This is a genomic window from Faecalibacterium sp. Marseille-Q4164 (assembly GCF_017377545.1).
In the GTDB taxonomy this organism is placed as follows: domain Bacteria; phylum Bacillota; class Clostridia; order Oscillospirales; family Ruminococcaceae; genus Faecalibacterium; species Faecalibacterium duncaniae.
In genome coordinates this window covers 163,722-180,296 of the sequence record NZ_JAFREJ010000002.1, presented here as the reverse complement: position 1 = coordinate 180,296, position 16,575 = coordinate 163,722, and the positions used below count along the sequence as shown (strand labels likewise).

Genomic DNA, 16,575 nt, shown 5'->3' with positions numbered 1-16,575 from the left:
TAAGTTGGCAATTTTATTCAACACAATTAGTAATTAGAAGAACTGCAAATATATGTGTGCTATCAAAACAGTACGGATTAAAAAAGGTGTAAATCAGGTATGTTATATAGCACATAAGTTTTTTTCGCTTTTTTTGTCTAGCATATGGAATAAGTGTCAGTAAATAAAAAGTTCCTAGTCCAATTATTCCAATTTGATTGTAGATATATAGCGTTTGTAATTCGAAATACGTATCGCCATCATACTGCCTCCACACTCCTCCGCCACTGACGTTATGTCCTAAACCACTCCCGATAATGGGATTTGTTTCCGTTAGCACCTGAATTTGTTCTACTCGAACCGCATTTGAAAATTCTGCCTTTACCTTCATCGATCTCAACGAATAGAATCCAAATACTGTAACCATCACTATTGAAATTGGAATAACGAAGATCAATTTCCAGTGTTTCTTTTTAATCCATTTCAGAAGTACCGGACCATAATAAAACACTACAAAAGCAAATATTCCCAAAACGTATGCCGAATTTCCTGCCGCAAGGGCAGTTACTGCCATTAGTGCTCCGTAAAATGTCAATCTGCGTTCTTTCATGAATTCACAGATAAACAGTGTCACAAATATACTTGTTCCTAAAATTTGTACTCGCGGTATGCCGTTTAAAATATAGATATCTCCCGCCCCCGTACTTTTTGCCCACATACGGTAGGATTGATAATCCTGTTTGATGAAAACATCTATCCATGTAAGCAAAACTGTACTCGCCTTAACCACCGCAAGTATTTTAAGAACTATCCATTCTGCATGAAAATTAGGTTCTCTTACACATTGTGCCAATGGAATTGCCAAAAGAATCAAATAAAACCGTAGCATACTTCCAATAGACGAGCCATTTATATACGAAATTATCCCTGAAATTGTCAGATAAAAAAAGAAAAAGCAGTATAATGGCATCCAACTTCTGTACGATTGGAATTTCATATGATTACTCTCGAGCAAAAGAAATGTCGCCAGACATGGGACAATTAATGTTGCAAGCTCTCTCTGGTAACACTGAAACATGTACGCCATCATAGAGACAGTCCAGAATGCACATGCCAATGTATTTTTGTTTATCCTAATTTTCATACACATTTTCCCAGTCCAACGAGATCTACTTTCTCAGCACTTTCTCAAACATAAACTTCCGCAGCCAATTCGGAGCTAACGCCGACCCACTACGAATCACGCAGCTCTTTATGTACTGACCCTTTCCAATGAAGCCTTTCTGCTTCATAAACTTGAACAGCTTTGCCTGCGTCTTGGCATATTTCCAACCAGCACGCCGCAAGTACATATCCGAGCCAGCTCTCATATGGAGCAGCGGCTCCTGAATGTTGTACCCCTGATATCCGGCCATTAGCATCCGGAGCCAAAGGTAATAGTCCTCCAACAAGTAGAAGTCCTGGTAAGAACCAACCGCCTCGACTGCGGATTTTTTATACATCACACAAGGGTGATTAAACGGATTGCGCTTCTTTGCAAATTCTACAATTTCCGCATTTGTCTCCGGTGGCACACGCTTCGCATCGACGGTATTCGGATCAGTAGTAAACTCTTCCACGATGCCAGAGCAGATACTCACTTCTGGATGCTCGTTAAACACAGCAAGCTGTTTCTCACAGCGATCCGGATACGCAATATCATCGCTATCCATCCGAGCAACCAGCTCATTTTTACAGTGCTTGATGCCCTCATTCAGTGCATTGCCAAGTCCACCGTTCTTAGCAAGGCGAACGACATTTAAAGTTATCCCCATCTCTTGCTGCTTTTTGGCAATCACCTTGTCCAGCGCATCATTCAGTGGTCCGTCACATACCAGTATGAAATCATCAGTTGGGAACGTCTGTGATTGAACACTTTCAATTGCTTGCTCGAGGTATTCTGGCTTTTCCTTATAATAAACAGACATCAGGACACTGTAATTCTGCATCATTCTTCCGTCTCCTGCCCCATTGCCGTAGTCGCACCTTCCGCCACACCTTCAGTACTCTCCGGCATGAACAAAATTTTGACGGTTGCCAGCATAATCTTCAAATCTTCAATCAGGCTGGGATGTGCAATGTACATCAGGTCCATCTGTAGCTTATCGTAGGGAGTGGTATTGTACTTGCCGTACACCTGCGCATAACCGGTCAAGCCAGCCTTTGCCTGAAGCCGCAGCGCGAACTCCGGCATCTCCTCGCAGTACTGGGCGGCGATCTCCGGGCGTTCCGGGCGTGGGCCTACAATGGACAAGTCTCCCTTCAAGATATTGAGAAGCTGGGGCAGCTCGTCCAGACGGCAGGCGCGGATGATATGGCCGACCTTCGTAATACGGTCATCCTTATCACCGGTGGAAAGGCGTGCCACACCATCCTTTTCGGCATCCACACGCATCGAGCGGAATTTCAGGATTTCAAACTGTTTTCCGTCTTTGGTAAGGCGAACCTGCTTGTAAAAGGCAGGGCCACCATCAGACTTGACGGCAATGGCCGTGATGAGGAACAACGGGCTAAGAATCACCAGTCCAACCAACGAAACCACAATATCCATCAAGTGCTTCACAAACAGATACTCCGGGCTTGCCATATAGCGACCCACCCGCAGAACCGGCAGATGGAACATGTGCATCGGCTGTGAACCGCTCATGATCACATCTCCCACGCGAGGGATCACGAACACATTGATGCCCTGCCCTACGCAGTATTTCAGGATGATATTGCGCTCATGGCTGTGGACACCGCTGATGAACACGCTCTGCATGTCATCCAGCAGGCTCAGGTCGTTCAAGCACTCTTCCACGTTCAATGTCATCTTGACATCGTATTTTTTCGAGAGGCCATACTCATTGATAAGCTTTTCCAGTCCATGACGAACATCGTAGACCACCGCAGTAGGCTGAGGCGGAAAGGTCCGGAAATACCAACTATGGGCGCATTTTGCCCACAGGGTTGCCATCACGACCTGTCCTGCAATCGCCGCAATGCCCGGCAGAATATTGCAGAGCCGCCGAGACATCAGGCAGATCACGATATACAGAATGCCGTCTGTCGCCATTGCCGCCAGCACTTGCCCATAAATCAACTCTGAAATGCGCTGCAAAGACATCCAGAATGCATCGTAGACTTTTCCCAGCAGGAAGAACAACACCGCAAACAGACCGAGCATGGTCCAGTTGCCTCTCCAGCCAAACTTTGCATAGACCTGATACGAATAATACAGCTCCCAACAAAGTGCAAACGGAATCGTGATCATCACCAGATCGATGATTTTTACGATCTTCAACATCACATCATGCTGAAATTTTGACATAATACCCCAATAACTCCTTTAGCTTTTTCTTTTGCTCTTCGCTCAACTTTTCCGACCCGCTTTGCAGCAGCCGTTTCTGGTTGTACACCCATCGGCTCAGCCAAATGCCATCCGCAGTCTTGTATTTTGCCGGAATATCCAGATTTCCATGGCATCTTTTATATTCCTGCGCCAGCTCGTACCGGTGCTGCCACGGGTCAGGTTTCTCCCACTGCATTCCGATGGCATCCAGTAACTCAATACGCTCTTGTGATAAGATTGCATTGCTTTTCTCCGGATTCCGATACGCATACTGCTGTCGCCGCACCCATTTTCCAAGAGCATAGCCCTCCGGTGAAACATAGGCCACCGGGACATCAAGGTTTCCATTTGCCTCAAAATAGCGCTTAGCTGCCTGATAAACCTCATTCCACTGTCGGTCATAGCGACTGCCCCACTGCATTCCTATGGTTTCCAGTCGTTTGATCTGATCCGCAGACAACTTTTTCTGCTCATAGGCTAGTTCTTGATTTTGAATCCAGCGACCAAGCGTTTTTCCATCTGCTGTTTTATAATCTCGTGGAACATCCAGATTTCCATACTCCTGCGCATAGACTGCCGCAAGTGCATATCCCTGTTCCCATTTGGCATCAAATACGCTCCATATCATTCCCATCTGATCCAGTTGTCGAATGCGCTCTTCCGTCAGCTTTCCATCGTTTCGACGTTTCCGCGCATTGTTGATCCACTTTCCCAGAGGATAGCCATCTTTCGTTTTGTATTTCGCCGGAACCTGCAAATTCCCAAACTGTTCCCGAAATTTTCTCGCTTCTTCCAGACCACGCTCCCAGGCGGCATCGTTGCGGTTGCCCCACTCCATCCCGATGCTGTCCAGCCGTGCAATTTGCTGTTCGGTCAAGTTCCCCGGAATCTGTCCCGCACGAACACGGCGCTGGGTCGTCAGCCATTCGCCAAGGCTCAATCCCGCCGGTGTGGTATAACGCTTTGGAATATTCAGGTCGCCATGCTCCGCATAGTAAATGCTTGCTTCCGAAAAATAATGGTCCCAACTAGAGGACAAGCTTGCTTGCAGCCGCTCAAACAGCACCCGGCAGTCATGCACCTGCTCAACAACCTCGAACCGCTCGGTGACGATCTTATCGCCCTCGCCGTTGGCATTCAGACGGTAGACCGCCTCCTGCATCTCGCCCTGTAACCCCGCAATGCTGCATAGACCCTCGAAGTTGTTGACTACATCGAGGATAAGCGGCGTAGAATTTTCCCCAGCGGTCAAAGCGCGGCCAATCTGCTGCTTGTAGATGATGGGTGAAATGGTGGGCCGGAACAGGATGACACCTGAAATGCCTTCTACATGAACGCCCTCGTTGAGCATGTCGATGCAGAACAGCAGCTTCAGCTTGTCGCTCTCATCCGTCTTGAAGTCGGCAAAAGCCTTGTCTGTACCAGGGTCATCGGAATAAGCTTCGTACACCGCCACGTCTGGATTCACCTTTGCAAACCACTCCGGAACATGGGAGATCATTTCATCCATATGCTCCTTATTGGCGCAGAACACGATGTACTTCCCGGACTTGTTCGTGATATGATGTTCAAAAACCTTGTCTAATCCATCTGCCTGTTCCAAGGCGCGGCGCAGGGCATCCAGATATTTTTGATTTACGTCCTGAATCTCAGCAGAACGCAGATTATCCACTCTTGTCTGATAGCGTGCCAAGTCTTTCTGGTACTGATAGACGGTGGTCACATAGTTCGGAGTAGGCAAAATACCCCTGACGATTGCTTCGCCAAGGGTCATGTCGCTCGCAACACGGCTGTCAAAAAGCTCTTCGGCCATGTCACGGTTATTATCCAGATATCGGATGTTTGTCGCTGTCAAGCCCAGCAGTCTTGCGTCCGGGCATAACCTTAATAAAGCCACCGTGCTTTCGCCCCAGCATTCCGCACCGGCACGGTGGAATTCGTCCAATATGATATAAGATGGCTGAAGTCCTGCGATTTCTGCAAGCTGGCCTTCGGTACAGCACATCAGCTTCGCATAGGTGTAAAAATGGACGTTCGCCAGCGGAAAATCCGGGTCGTTCCTTTTCAGGCTTTCCAGCTGGGTCTTGAAGATATATTCACTGGGCGAAAGCCAGATCACAACCTTCTCCGGGTTGTCTTCGATCAGCTTGAACGCAATGTAGCTCTTTCCAGTGCCGGTCGGGTGGACAATGGCGGCCTTGCCATACTGCTCCATCATCCAGACTGCCGCATGATATGCTCTCTCGTTGTGCTCAAACAGACGCAGTGCCACCCTGTTCACCCCTTTCCGCAATTCAGGGGTATCCTTCACATGGAAAATGGAGGGCCATGGACAAAATCTGGCGTTATTCCAACAGATTCAGCGCTTTTCTGCCCCTCATAGACACCTGACGTGAAAATATCCGGTTCATCTCCCGGCGCTTTCGGGTCAGGTCAGAGTGTACATAGCGCTGCAAAGTGATGTTGGCGTTGGCATGTCCCAACAGCTCGCTAAGGGTCTTTACATCGCACCCCGCCTGCAAACAGGTAGTAGCAAAGGTGTGGCGCAGTGCGTGCGGGCGCACTTGACGGACAGTCGCCTGCTTCAGATACGCTTTGATGCTTTTTCGATAGCAGCGGGGTTCGGTGGGCTTGGACTCGCTGCCGGACAGGAACCATGCAGCATTGCTGGCGCTTCCGCGCAGCTTTTTCAGCATCAGCGATAGCTGCTTTGGGATGGGAATTTCCCGGCGGGAGGTGCGGGTTTTAGGCGTTTGAATGACTACCTTTGTATGACCGTTTCCACAGGAAATTCGGCAGACCGTCCGATTGATGTTCAGCGTGCCGAGTTTCAGGTCAAAATCGCCCCATTGCAGGCCGCAGATCTCACCAATTCGAAGCCCCAATTCCAGCCCCAGTAGTAAGCCAATTTTGCGAGGCGTAGGGTTCGCCTGTACATATTGATGAAGTCGCTGCTGTTCCGCCGGGGAGAGAGGCGCAGAAATTTTGTCGCCGGCTTTTGGCAACGCAACTTCCAGCTCCATTGGACGAATCAGACGTAAATGAGCGGCATATTTGCAGATGCGACGCAACATCGAGAGGCATTCCCGGGCAGAGGAGTTTCCCAGTGGCTTGTGTGCCGCATCTGTGGGCGTGATGATTTGCTGCATGGCCTGTTCCAGAAAGCTTTCCTCAAGGGATGCAACGGGCACCTTGCTCAAAACCGGAAGAAGATATTTGTGCAGTGTGTACGAATAATGCGCATAGGTGGATTCTTTTATAGCGTTTTTCAGGGAGTACAGCCACACCTCGGCCAGTACTTCAAAGGTCAGGTCGGTTTGATTCAGGTTGTAGAACCCCGCCTCCGCTTTTCTCTGGATTAGTACCCGTTTGACCTCCGCATAGGCCGTTCCGTAAACGTAACCCCACTGGACCTTCCCCTCCGATGTGCGCGCCTTGATGTACCTGCCTTCCCACCGACCGTCCTTACGCTTGCGAATGTTTTCTCCCCGTCGCGCCATCGCTGTTTCCTCCTGCCGTTTAGACCCTCATCTGACCCCTTATTTTCTCAATCTTCGTTTACAGCTGGAATTATTATACAGAACTGGGCATGACACAAAAACAATCCGGCTTTCGCGATGTTTTTTCAGGGTCAAATGTGATACATTTATGATGATTTCTATTGAATCCCAGATATAACCATGATAAAATAAGATGAGATTATAGACAACGATGTCAAAGGAACGGTATCCTCCATTTTCCATGTGGAGGATACTTTTTTCTTTTTTGAGCAACCTTCTCCTTAACGCAAAAAGGCCCCTGCCCATCACATTTCTGTGAAAGGCAGAGGCCTTCTGTTGATAGATTTTAATGTTTCAGCATCCGGGCAACCGCTTCATCCGTCAAAGGCTTCCCGTTTTTGCTGAGAAACAGGTTCTTGTGGCGACTGGGGTATTCCTTTAAATAGGCATCCCGTAGGGTACGATACTTCATCAGCTGCTTGGACAGCGCAGGCGACTTTGGCACCACGCGTTCCTTGCTGCCCTTGCCATGCTTGACCAGAATATAGTCCGGTTTGATGTCTTCCGGCTCCATCAGGATCATCTCATTGCAGCGCATCCCGGTGTCGAACAGCAGCATAATGATGGTCTTATTCCTCACCGACAGGAAATCTGTCCCATCGTAAAATCGGATCATCCGCCTCATCTCATCCACTGTAAAGGTATCAATGATGGTTTTGGGCTGACGAAGAGGCTTCACCTTCTTGGCCGGGTTATCCCGTTCATCCAGATAGCCTTCGGTCACCAGATAATTGAACCAAGTCCGCCAGACTTTGAGCAGATCATTGATGTACCGTGGCGTGCTGCCCATGTCCTGCTTTTCCTTCATCAGATCCCGGATGTGGTGTGGCTTGACCTCCTCCAGTTCGGTGATCCGTCTCAATTCCAGAAAGTCCACCAGGAATCGTGTCGCTGCCCGGTAGTTGCGCAGGGAGCCTTTGGCAAGATGGCGGCATTCGCAGTCGTACAGAAATTCATCGCGGAGATCCTTCAAACACATAAAAAACACCCTTCCTCTCACGGAAACCCGCAAAAGGAAGGGTATTGAACTCGTTATCCTGTTGTCGTACCAATCACAGCATGTTCGTACCAGCAAAGCCGGTACCAGCCGTCATTCAGCACGGCACTTCAAGCACTTTTGAGCGTAGAGCTGTAATTAGCAGTTCTCAGCGAAGTACTTAATGGTACGGACCATCTGAGAGGTGTAGGAGTTCTCGTTGTCGTACCAGGACACGACCTGAACCTGATAGGTGTCGTCGTCGATCTTAGCGACCATGGTCTGGGTAGCGTCGAACAGAGAGCCGTAACGCATGCCGATGACATCGGAAGAAACGATCGGATCCTCGTTGTAGCCGAAGGACTCAGAGGTAGCAGCCTTCATAGCAGCATTGATGGACTCCTTGGTGACATCCTTGCCCTTGACAACGGCAACCAAGATGGTGGTAGAGCCGGTGGGAACGGGCACACGCTGAGCAGAGCCGATCAGCTTGCCGTTCAGCTCGGGGATGACCAGGCCGATAGCCTTAGCAGCGCCGGTGCTGTTGGGAACGATGTTCTGTGCGCCAGCACGAGCACGGCGCAGGTCGCCCTTGCGCTGAGGACCATCCAGGATCATCTGGTCGCCGGTGTAAGCATGAACAGTGGTCATGATGCCGGAAACGATGGGGTAGGTCTTGTTCAGGGTGTCAGCCATGGGAGCCAGGCAGTTGGTGGTGCAGGAAGCAGCAGAGATGACCTGATCCTCAGCGGTCAGGGTCTTCTCGTTGACGGAGAAGACGATGGTCTTCAGGTCGTTGCCTGCGGGAGCAGAGATAACGACCTTCTTTGCGCCAGCCTGGATGTGAGCCATGCTCTTCTCCTTGCTGGTGTAGAAGCCGGTGCACTCCAGAACGACATCAACGTTCAGCTCGCCCCAGGGAGCATCCTTTGCGTCCTTAACAGCATAGATCTTGATCTCCTTGCCGTCGACGATGATGGAATCCTCGGTAGCCTCGACAGTGTGCTTGCCTTCGCCGATCTTGCCGCAGAAGGAACCCTGAGCGGTATCGTACTTCAGCAGGTGAGCCAGCATCTTGGGGCTGGTCAGATCGTTGATTGCAACGACCTCGTAACCCTCAGCATCAAACATCTGACGGAAAGCCAGACGGCCAATACGACCAAAACCATTGATAGCAACTCTAACAGCCATGTTAATAGTACCTCCTAAATGTTCTTACCCTTTTATCGGATAATAATCACGGTATCTTTATTATAGACCAAATTGCGGAAACCTTCAAGTGCCCGCCAAAAAATTAACAAGGTAATTTCACACTTTTTTGTTTTTGAACGATTTTCACAGCTTTTATGGGAATCTTTTCAGCAATTCAACCAACGGCGTGTCGGGGTATTGCAGGCCTTCCGTCACTTCCTGCCACCCGCGCCACAGTGAAAAGCCCCAGCGCGCCGATGCAGCACATGCCAAAGCCAAACAGCACCTCGGGCAGGTCAGCTACCGTGATGCCGTGGAACAGCAGCACCAGCACCCGGGGCAGTTCCCAGCAGAAGCAGAGCAGGAACGTGCAGATCCCGGCCTCGCACAGCTGGCAGCCGTTGGACGTTTCCGGCAGCCAAAGGGCGCGGACCATCGCCGAAAGAAACACCAGCGCAGCCAGCATCTGCCAGACCATGGCAGTCGGTTCCACCCGGTGCCAGCTGGAGCTGTTCTCCATAAAGCGGCTCAGCACCCCCCAGTAGAACACCGCCGTGCCAAGCACCGCCGGGGTCATGCTCCGGCCGGGCAGACGGTATTCTCCCTTATGCGTCCAGCTGCGGCCCAGCCGGATCAGCCAGACAGCGCACACCACCTCCAACACGGCACGCACCAGCGCGCCAACGCCGGTCATGCCCACTGCCAGACGCACCGCACCGGCCAGGCCGACACACACGCCGCCCAGCACCGATGTGATCCCCACCGGCCTGCACGCACTGCGCAGAACAAGGGGCTGGCGGGCCAGCTTCCGGGCGGCAATGATACCAACGACCAGCGCCGCCCACAGGCCGCCGTACCGCAGCCAGACAGAGCCCGCTGTGCACAGGCCGGTGTTCCAGTCCGTCCACAGGGCCAAGTCAAGCCCGCGCCCAATGGCAAGGGCACCACCACAGGTGAAAATCAGCACAAATAAAGCGTTCATCAGCGTTCCTCGATCGGTTTATATTTCTGGCGCACGCCCAGATACTTATAGGCGGGCCGGATGATCCGGTTGGCAAAAATGACTTCCTCCACCCGGTGTGCGCACCAACCCGGCACACGGGCAATGGCGAACAGCGGGGTGTAGATATCCTCAGAGATGCCCAGCATGTTATAGATCAGGCCGCTGAACAGGTCCACATTGGCGCACACCGGCTTGCTGCTGCCCTTTTCCTCGGCAAAGATATCGGGAGCCAGCCGCTCGATGCTGCACAGCATGTTGTACTCTTCCTCAAAGCCCTTCTCGTAGGCCAGGTGCTTGGCGCGCTCCTTCAGAATGACCTCACGAGGGTCGCTCATGGTATAGACCGCATGGCCCATACCGTAGATCAGGCCGGAGCCGTCGCCCGCCTGCTTGCGCAGGATGCGGCGCAGATACTCGCGCACCTCGTCGTCGTCCTCCGGGTGCTCCACATGCTTGAGAATATCCTGCAGCTGGCGGTTGACCATCAGGTTGGCACCGCCGTGCTTGGGGCCCTTCAGCGCGCCAATGGCGGCTGCAATGGCCGAGTAGGTATCGGTGCCCGAGGAGGACAGCACACGGGCGGTAAAGGTGGAGCAGTTGCCGCCGCCGTGGTCAGCGTGGACCAGCAGGCACATATCCAGCAGTTTGGCTTCCTCGTGGGTGAACTTCTGGTCCGGGCGGTAGGTGCTCAGGATGTGCTCTGCCGTGCTCTGGCCGGGCTTGGGCATGTGGAAGAACATGCTCTGCTTGTCATAATAGCGGCGCTTCATCTGGTAAGCGTTCACCATCATGGTGGGCATACTGGCGATCAGATTGATGCTCTGGTTCAGGATATTCTCCAGCGTCAGATCCTCGGCATGCTCGTCGTAGGAATACAGGCCCAGCACGCACCGCTGCATCTTGTTCATAATATTGGGCGAAGGAGCATTCATGGTATCCATAAAACCATCGGGCAGGGCACGGTGCTCTGCCAGCAGCTCGCAGAAATCGTCCAGCTGCTCCTGGGTGGGCAGGCTGCCGAACAGCAGCAGCCAGATGACCTCTTCAAACACAAAGCGGTCGTTGCGGTAGGCCTCATTCACGATCTCGTTGATGTCCACGCCGCGGTAGATCAGACGGCCCGGAATGGGAATGACATGCCCTTCCTGATCCTTTTTGTAGCCCACAACGTCACAGACATTGGTCAGGCCTGCCAGCACACCGGTACCATCCGGGTTGCGCAGGCCGCGCTTGACACCGAGACGCTCACTCGTCTCCGGGTCGATGTAGTTGTTTGCCAGATACTCTTCACACAGCGTCCGCATGGTCTGCGGGTCCAGCGACGCTACTTCTGCATGGGTATAGTTCATGCGCGAATTCCCCTTTCTCTTATTTCTCTCTTATATACTTTCCGGCCATCCACCATGATGGCACACCCTTATGATAGCGCTTTTGTGAAGTAAATTCAAGTCTTGGATGAAATGTGCGCTTTTTCACCCCGCCGTACTGGTACACTGGGCCCAGAAAAATGCCTGTCCGGGAGGGAAAACTACGATGAAAAAGACATTCTTTCTCCTCTGCGCCCTGCTGCTGGTGCTGGGTACGCTCCTGCCGATCGCCGGTTACCGGCTGACACTGGCAGTGTTCGGCCCGGCACAGGGGGCTTCTTCTGCTCCTCTGCCGGGCACTGCGACTTCGGAAACCGCCCCGGACAGCGCCGCTGTGCCGCCCTCCGATCAGGACAGCGAGAGCTTTCTGCTGGCCGACCAGAGCGCCGGGGCCGTAGTCTCGGTGCCCCGGCGGGACTATCTGATTGGTGCCGTGGCGGCGGAAATGCCCATCAGCTGGCCGGACGAGGCGCTCAAGGCGCAGGCCATCGCGGCCCACAGCTATGCCCTCTACTGCCGCGACCATACCGCCGAACCGGCTTCCGGCTGGCTGAGCGTGGACCCCGTCCGGCGGCAGGGATACTTAACAGATGCAGTCCTCCGCAGCTACTGGGGCACCGCCTATGAGGAGAACTATGCCCGCCTCTCGGCGCTGGTGGACAGTGTGCTGACCGATGTGCTCTACTATGGCAGCGCCCCCGCCGGGGCAAGCTACTTTGCCATCTCCAACGGCATGACTGAGGCCAGCGAAAACGTCTGGGGCACTGCCCTTCCCTATCTTGTGGCCGTGGACAGCTCCACCGACCTCAATGCGGACAACTACCTTTATACCGTTCAGTTCACCACCGAACAGATGCAGCAGGCTCTCGGCGGGCTGGGCCTGCTCCCTGACCTCGCCGCACCTGCCAGCTGGTTCGGAGAGGCCGCGCTCACCCCTTCGGGCTATGTAGCCTCCCTGCCTGTCTGCGGGCAGAGCGTCACTGGCCCGGCCCTGCGCAAAGCTCTGGGCCTGCGGAGCGCCTGCTTCACGGTGCAGTATCAGGAGGGCAGCTTTCTCCTCACCACCAAGGGCTATGGCCACGGTGTGGGGCTGAGCCAGTGGGGTGCCAAGGCGCTGGCCGAGCAGGGACAGAGCGCGGAAGAAATTCTGGCGCACTATTTCCCGGGGACAGAGCTGCGGAGATAACTCCCTCAAGCGCTCCGCCCCGGCTTCTCTGGCCGGGGAGCCGGAAAAGCAGGCAATAAAAAAGGCAGCTGACCCAACGGCCAGCCGCCCAAAAGATCAATATTCAGCCAAACAGGCTCGTCCACCAATCCTGACTGCTGCTTTCCTCGCCAGCAGCGGCTTCAGTCTCTGCCACAGTCTCAGTTTCCGCGGCAGCTTCCTCCGCCTGCACAGCCTCTTCCAGAAGCTCCAGACCATCGTCATTGCCATCCTCGGTGATGTACCAATAGCAGGACGCGCCGCCAATGGAGATGCTGGCGGCAGACAGCGGCACACGGCCAGAGGCAACGCCGTTGGAAGGATCGGAACAGTAGAACACGCCGTCGGTGTAGTCCGTCAGGAGCACGGCATGGGGTCTGGTGCGGTCGTACAGCACGATGCCCTCCGGATGCTCTGCCAGAATGGAGACCAGCGCTTCCGTCTTGGCCGCCTTGCCCGAAGGCAGGGTCGCATAACCCACATGCATATCGTTGTATGTAAAGCTGTGGGAGAGCCCGCCTGACCAGGCCGTGCTCTTGATGCCGTTTTCGGTCACATCCACCCAGCTGTCCATCCCATCCAGATAAGCCCGGCGGCGAAGCATCATTGCGGCAGAGGCCAGGGTGCAGGTGCCGCCCCGGCTCTGTTTGAAGTAGAACCCAACATCAACGTTCAGGTCCACGGCCAATGCCCCGGGGAGCAGCACGGCCATCAGGGCCATCGTTGCAAGCAGGGCAGCGAGAGTTTTCCGAAGTTTGCTTCCAAAGTGCTTGGCTGTTTCCACGTCAGTATCCTTTCTTCACAAAAGAGCGTTTCATTCACTGGTGTAAAGTATATCATTCTGTTACTCTTTTGTAAACAGTTTTGCAGCCATTTTCTCAATATTTACACGCTTTGGTCACAATTCAAGGGCAGATTGCACAATCGTACAGTGAAGTGGTTGGTTATTTGCTACAAAAGTCCGGAAAAGTTTTTCATTGTGCTTTCCGCTTTTCTTCCCAACTGCCGGTTTCTTTTTCAACGCAATTATGGTATAATCTGCCCTGAAGTTGAATTTTCAGGAGCATTTATATATGAAAGCAACCATCGTCATCCCCAACATCAACGGCAAAGGCTGGCTCAAGGACTCCATCGAGTCGGTCTACGCCCAGACAGAGCAGGATTTTGAGCTCATCATCGTGGACAACGGTTCCACCGATGAAAGTCTGGAGCAGGCCCGCAGCTACTGCGGCCGCCCCAACTTCACCCTGATCGAAAACGGCACCAACACCGGCTTCTCCCACGCCGTGAATCAGGGCATTGCCCGGGCCAAGGGCGAGTATGTGGTCATGTTCAACAACGATGCCTTTGCCGAGCCCGAGTGGCTGGCCGAGCTCATCCGCACCGCCGAGACCGATCCCAAAATTTTTGCCGTGCAGAGCCTGATGCTCCGCCACTTTGAACGGGAGCTGGCCGACGATGCCGGTGATTACGTCACCTGGATGGGCTTTGCCTGCAAGACCGGCGACGGCCGCCGGGCCAGCCGCTACACCAAACAGAAGCGCATCTTCTCGGCCTGCGGCGGCGCGGCGCTCTACCGCAAGAGCATTCTGGAGGAGATCGGCACCTTTGACGAGAACTTCTTCGCCTACTTTGAGGATGTGGACCTGAGCTGGCGTGCCAACAACGCAGGCTACAAGTGTGTCCTCTGCCCCACCGCAAAATGCTACCACATCTGCGGTGCCAGCACCGGCGCGGTGAAGTACAACGCCTTCAAGAGCCAGCAGAGCGGCCGGAACAGCATCCTGCTCCCCCTCAAGAACGAGCCGCTGCTCATGCTCATCCTGAACTTTCTCCCGCTGGCGCTGGGCTATCTGCTCAAGTGCTACAAGTTCCACAAGCAGGGCTTTGGCGAAGCCTGGGACAAGGGAATGCACGAAGCCTTCGCCCTGCTCAAAGAGGGGCGGCTCGGCAAGCGCCCCTTCCGCCTGAAGGACCTGCCCAACTATATCCTCATGGAGCTGTGGATGGTCTGGAACATGGTGCCATACCTGTGGTATCGGCTGGTCGTGGTCAGGTTTGATCTGAAGTGATCTGGAAACAAAAACACCCCTGCGTGGAATGCTTCACACATTCCGTGCAGGGGTGTTCTGTCAGATTTCGGTTTTCGGTTATGCCGCCGGGCTCTCAGAGGAAGCCTCGGTGCTCTCCGCCGGGGTGCTCTCCGCCGCCTCTTCCACCGGGGCAGCCTCGTCAGCAACGGCGCTGGCGGCCACGCTGGCGGCGGCAGAATCGCCTGCGGTTGCAAGGATGGCATCGTTGACCTCACTCTCAGCCAGCGGGGCAGGCTCCGCGGCAGAGGCTGCACTGTCGGCGGATTCGGGCTTGGTCTCGCTGTCGGTCAGGCCGGTCAGGTACCAGCTGCCGCTCTGGCGGCTGAACAGGTAATCCATATACTTGGTGGGCGTGTCGGACGAGGTGTTCAGGATGCTGTCATCACTGCTCTGGGTGGGGATATAGCCCACGGTAACGTGGAGCAGGCCGTCCTTCTTGAACAGTCTGGTGACGGTAGCGCGGAAGGTGCCCACGCTGCCGGTGACGGGGATCTTATAGCACTGGGTCGTCTCATCGAACTCGACAGTCATGTCGTCCATCTCAAAGCTCTTGTGGGTCAGCTTGAAGCTGGGGCCCACCAGCTTTGCCAGATAGGCATCCACATCCACCGAGGGCAGCAGCAGCTGTTCGGTGTCGGGGTCCGTGTTGTAGTTATCAAAGCTTCCCTGGGTCTCCTGGATGCTGTACACGCAGCCCCAGACGGCGGCTTCGCGCAGGGTTAGGTCATCGATGTTCTCGATGCCGTCAAAGGGCAGCGGGTCGAACAGGACCAGACCTTCCAGCCGGTCCTCATATTCCGCTTTCTGCTGGGTGTCGTCAAACAGGGTGGCCACACCCTTCACACCGGCCCGCACGACCGTTACAATGCCCACCAGCGCCAGCACAGCGATCAGCAGGCCAAGGGTCTGCCGGGCGCGGCGGCGGTGGAGCCGGGCGTGTTCTTCCGGGGTCATATAGGTTTTCATATCCTTATCGTCTCCTAAATCAGGTCATCTTTTGGGGAAATACCAGCTTTCAGTATACCACAAACTGCCCGCCGGTGCAAAACCCGGGGCGTGGATTTTTTGTGAAAGCGCGATTTATTCCCACGTTTTCCAGATCTCGGGCTGGTAGCCCACGGTGGCCTTTTTGCCGTTGCGCACGATGGGCGTTTTGAAGAGCTGCTGATTCTCGAACAGCTTGTCCTCCTTCTGCCAATCCACCAGTGCATCCAGCAGGGCCAGCGTCTGCTTGTCCTTTGCCGCCGGGTTCACCAGCTGCTCCCAGCCGCCCAGCGCACGGGCCACGTTCTCAAACTCGCCCCGGCTCATCTCTTTTTCCTTCAGGTCGATCATCTGGAACTTGATGCCCCGCTCCTTGAAATAGCGCTGGGCTTTTTTGGTATCAAAGCACTTGCTGGTGCCAAAGATCTGAATGTTCATCGTTTTTCCTCCTGGATCCTGTGTGCTCTATTGTATCATATCTGCCGGAAAAAACCTAGGGATAATTCATCTTCTTTCCGTCCATACTTGCTTTATCACAAGCCGACCCTGAGATTGAACGAAGGGCGGGCCATTTCAGAAAGAGAGGAACTTCCCATGAAAGCATTCGTTGACCCCGATCTCTGCATCGGCTGCACCCAGTGCACCGGGATCTGCCCCGAGGTATTCCAGATGACAGGCATCCTGGCCGTCGCTGTGCCGGGCGAGCTGCCGCCCGACACCGTACCCACCGCCGTGGAAGCCGCACAGGCCTGCCCGGTGAGCGCCATCACCATCTCGGAGTAACCCCTTCACCTGCCTTCCCAACACGGGAGGGCATTTTTGTTTTTTCTGCAAAAATCCCCCGCTGG

Annotated in this window: 15 protein-coding genes; 3 read left to right on the top strand and 12 right to left on the bottom strand. The window is 53.8% G+C overall.

Features of this window, described 5'->3' with window-relative positions:
- Window positions 1-13: 13 nt before the first annotated feature.
- From J3352_RS03945 to J3352_RS03905, 9 genes are all read right to left on the bottom strand, one after another.
- Window positions 14-868 carry a hypothetical protein gene (locus J3352_RS03945; RefSeq protein ID WP_143405771.1) on the bottom strand — a complete coding sequence of 285 codons (855 nt, stop codon included), beginning with the start codon at window positions 866-868 and terminating at the stop codon, window positions 14-16.
- A 280-nt stretch (window positions 869-1,148) separates the two neighbouring features.
- Window positions 1,149-1,970: a glycosyltransferase gene (locus J3352_RS03940; RefSeq protein ID WP_097773572.1), complete on the bottom strand. Its 822-nt coding sequence runs from the start codon at window positions 1,968-1,970 to the stop codon at window positions 1,149-1,151.
- The gene (locus tag J3352_RS03935) at window positions 1,967-3,328 is read right to left on the bottom strand and encodes a sugar transferase (protein ID WP_156065553.1); all 1,362 of its coding nucleotides are present in this window, start codon (window positions 3,326-3,328) and stop codon (window positions 1,967-1,969) included. The genes J3352_RS03940 and J3352_RS03935 overlap by 4 nt, the downstream gene beginning before the upstream one ends.
- Complete coding sequence (locus J3352_RS03930; RefSeq protein WP_243137856.1) at window positions 3,309-5,621, bottom strand: Helicase associated domain protein; 2,313 nt, start codon at window positions 5,619-5,621, stop codon at window positions 3,309-3,311. Before J3352_RS03930 ends, J3352_RS03935 begins: the two co-directional genes overlap by 20 nt.
- 73 nt (window positions 5,622-5,694) lie before the next feature.
- Window positions 5,695-6,849 (bottom strand): site-specific integrase, encoded by a 1,155-nt coding sequence (locus J3352_RS03925; protein ID WP_156065557.1) that lies wholly within the window; start codon window positions 6,847-6,849, stop codon window positions 5,695-5,697.
- Window positions 6,850-7,195: 346 nt separating this feature from the next.
- Entirely contained in the window at window positions 7,196-7,888 is a 693-nt protein-coding gene (locus J3352_RS03920; RefSeq protein WP_005931136.1) for a tyrosine-type recombinase/integrase, read from the bottom strand.
- A 156-nt stretch (window positions 7,889-8,044) separates the two neighbouring features.
- Entirely contained in the window at window positions 8,045-9,076 is a 1,032-nt protein-coding gene (gene gap, locus J3352_RS03915) for a type I glyceraldehyde-3-phosphate dehydrogenase (RefSeq protein WP_005931138.1), read from the bottom strand.
- Between the two features lie 175 nt (window positions 9,077-9,251).
- Window positions 9,252-10,058 (bottom strand): hypothetical protein, encoded by an 807-nt coding sequence (locus J3352_RS03910; RefSeq protein ID WP_005931141.1) that lies wholly within the window; start codon window positions 10,056-10,058, stop codon window positions 9,252-9,254.
- Window positions 10,058-11,428, bottom strand: a complete 1,371-nt coding sequence (locus J3352_RS03905; protein WP_005931146.1) for a citrate synthase — start codon at window positions 11,426-11,428, stop codon at window positions 10,058-10,060. Before J3352_RS03905 ends, J3352_RS03910 begins: the two co-directional genes overlap by 1 nt.
- Window positions 11,429-11,612: 184 nt before the next feature.
- On the opposite strand from J3352_RS03905, the gene J3352_RS03900 reads away from it, so the two are divergent.
- The gene (locus J3352_RS03900; RefSeq protein WP_035393677.1) at window positions 11,613-12,632 is read left to right on the top strand and encodes a SpoIID/LytB domain-containing protein; all 1,020 of its coding nucleotides are present in this window, start codon (window positions 11,613-11,615) and stop codon (window positions 12,630-12,632) included.
- A 103-nt stretch (window positions 12,633-12,735) separates the two neighbouring features.
- On the opposite strand, the gene J3352_RS03895 is transcribed toward J3352_RS03900, so the two are convergent.
- Window positions 12,736-13,434, bottom strand: a complete 699-nt coding sequence (locus J3352_RS03895) for a hypothetical protein (protein WP_005931151.1) — start codon at window positions 13,432-13,434, stop codon at window positions 12,736-12,738.
- Window positions 13,435-13,723: 289 nt separating this feature from the next.
- Here J3352_RS03895 and J3352_RS03890 point away from each other — a divergent pair, with 289 nt between their 5' ends.
- Window positions 13,724-14,722 carry a glycosyltransferase family 2 protein gene (locus J3352_RS03890; protein ID WP_005931153.1) on the top strand — a complete coding sequence of 333 codons (999 nt, stop codon included), beginning with the start codon at window positions 13,724-13,726 and terminating at the stop codon, window positions 14,720-14,722.
- A 78-nt stretch (window positions 14,723-14,800) separates the two neighbouring features.
- On the opposite strand, the gene J3352_RS03885 is transcribed toward J3352_RS03890, so the two are convergent.
- Both J3352_RS03885 and J3352_RS03880 read right to left on the bottom strand, forming a co-directional pair.
- The gene (locus tag J3352_RS03885) at window positions 14,801-15,709 is read right to left on the bottom strand and encodes a hypothetical protein (protein WP_005931155.1); all 909 of its coding nucleotides are present in this window, start codon (window positions 15,707-15,709) and stop codon (window positions 14,801-14,803) included.
- Window positions 15,710-15,823: 114 nt separating this feature from the next.
- The gene (locus J3352_RS03880; protein WP_005931157.1) at window positions 15,824-16,165 is read right to left on the bottom strand and encodes an arsenate reductase family protein; all 342 of its coding nucleotides are present in this window, start codon (window positions 16,163-16,165) and stop codon (window positions 15,824-15,826) included.
- A gap of 156 nt (window positions 16,166-16,321) precedes the next feature.
- On the opposite strand from J3352_RS03880, the gene J3352_RS03875 reads away from it, so the two are divergent.
- Window positions 16,322-16,510: a ferredoxin gene (locus J3352_RS03875; protein ID WP_005931159.1), complete on the top strand. Its 189-nt coding sequence runs from the start codon at window positions 16,322-16,324 to the stop codon at window positions 16,508-16,510.
- The last annotated feature ends 65 nt before the right edge of the window (window positions 16,511-16,575 follow it).